Source organism: Blautia sp. An46 (genome assembly GCF_002161645.1).
In the GTDB taxonomy this organism is placed as follows: domain Bacteria; phylum Bacillota; class Clostridia; order Lachnospirales; family Lachnospiraceae; genus Blautia; species Blautia ornithocaccae.
Map to the genome: position 1 here is coordinate 1 of NZ_NFIF01000053.1, position 1154 is coordinate 1154.

Consider the following 1154-nt stretch of genomic DNA (forward strand, 5'->3'; position numbering starts at 1 on the left):
AGACGGACCGAAGTCATTTGCGAAGCAAAGGACACGAAATAAGCCGTAGGCTTATGAGTGACCGGTTGCTAAGCGGACGGGGCCAATACCTAAGTAAAACGGCAAAAGTTGGATATAAAGAGTTTTACATGTGTGGTTTTGAAGGTACAGTATTTAATCTAATATTCCTCCTTAGCTCAGTCGGTAGAGCATGCGGCTGTTAACCGCAGTGTCGTTGGTTCGAGTCCAACAGGGGGAGTTTTTTAAAATATATGGCTCCTTGGTCAAGCGGTTAAGACATCGCCCTTTCACGGCGGTAACACGGGTTCGATTCCCGTAGGAGTCACTAAGCTGTAAAGCTAATTTAATGGTGTGCCGATGTGGCTCAATTGGCAGAGCAGCTGATTTGTAATCAGCAGGTTATCGGTTCGAGTCCGATCATCGGCTTCATGGACCTTTAGCTCAGTTGGTTAGAGCAACCGGCTCATAACCGGTCGGTCCTGGGTTCGAGTCCCCGAAGGTCCACTCGTTAATGCTAGCCATTAACATAATATTATAAATAGATTTCTTATGGCCCAGTGGCTCAGTTGGTTAGAGCGCCGCCCTGTCACGGCGGAGGTCGAGAGTTCGAGTCTCTTCTGGGTCGTTTAAAATGCTTATATGCATTTTAAGAAATGCCGCAGTGGCGGAACTGGCAGACGCACAGGACTTAAAATCCTGCGGGACTTATACTCCCGTACCGGTTCGATTCCGGTCTGCGGCAGTGACTAAAGGTAAGAGAAACGTTGAATTTACAGCGTTTCTCTTATTTTTTTCTTTTAAAAAGTTTGAACACATTATGAAGAAATCTCCAGCTTTTGAAAAGTAAGATGGTCATCTTTTCTCCTGTTGACATTCCACAGGTCCGGAGATTTGATTCGTTATGTAGAAGAATAGCAGATTACTACTGTTATAGCCTGAAGTAGAAAAAGATATGCAGAAACAAGAAAATCTGCGTATCCTTTTTTAATTGCATAATTTAAAATAAAAAATTATACAGTGAATAGTGCAAATTAAAATTGAACAAAATCGCTGCGCGATGGCCTGCCAAGGCTGTGGCATAGCGATTTTCTGTTTTCTATAACAAAAGCAGTAGAAAGCAAGTCCTAAAAGTAGTATTGTTAAGTCACCACAAC

The 1154-nt window shown here is 43.1% G+C and carries 6 tRNA genes; all 6 read left to right on the top strand.

The annotated features are described in order from the left end of the window. Positions 1–165: 165 nt before the first annotated feature. The 6 genes from B5G00_RS18435 (at position 166) to B5G00_RS18460 (ending at position 742) form a co-directional block, all read left to right on the top strand. A tRNA-Asn gene (locus B5G00_RS18435) sits at positions 166–238 on the top strand. Between the two features lie 15 nt (positions 239–253). Then, a tRNA-Glu gene (locus tag B5G00_RS18440) sits at positions 254–325 on the top strand. Between the two features lie 28 nt (positions 326–353). After that, positions 354–426, top strand: a tRNA-Thr gene (locus B5G00_RS18445). A gap of 4 nt (positions 427–430) precedes the next feature. Beyond that, a tRNA-Ile gene (locus B5G00_RS18450) sits at positions 431–504 on the top strand. Between the two features lie 47 nt (positions 505–551). Further along, positions 552–625, top strand: a tRNA-Asp gene (locus B5G00_RS18455). Positions 626–655: 30 nt separating this feature from the next. Further along, a tRNA-Leu gene (locus B5G00_RS18460) sits at positions 656–742 on the top strand. Positions 743–1154 lie beyond the last annotated feature (412 nt).